The sequence below is a fragment of the Ferviditalea candida genome (assembly GCF_035282765.1).
In the GTDB taxonomy this organism is placed as follows: domain Bacteria; phylum Bacillota; class Bacilli; order Paenibacillales; family KCTC-25726; genus Ferviditalea; species Ferviditalea candida.
Genome location: NZ_JAYJLD010000154.1, coordinates 1 through 236 on the forward strand (window position 1 = coordinate 1; position 236 = coordinate 236).

The 236-nt window shown below is 48.7% G+C and carries 1 pseudogene; it reads left to right on the forward strand.

From position 1 onward, the window contains the following. A pseudogene (locus VF724_RS21465) lies at positions 1–144 on the forward strand (transposase); the annotation flags it as partial. Positions 145–236 lie beyond the last annotated feature (92 nt).

Genomic DNA, 236 nt, shown 5'->3' on the forward strand with positions numbered 1-236 from the left:
CGGTTGAACTTGTTCCTGGAACGATTCGGCCGGGAGCCGGGATATCTCGTGTTTGACGATACCGGTGTCCCAAAAAAAGGGAAAGGGTCGGTGGGGGTAGCACGTCAGTATTCGGGAACGCTCGGTAAGATTGGAAATATTGAAGAATTAAATGATACTTGTTGGCAGACGGTCACATGGCGAGAAGGAACGAAAGGAATGCTGACCAAGCAATTTAGCTATATACGGGCGTATTG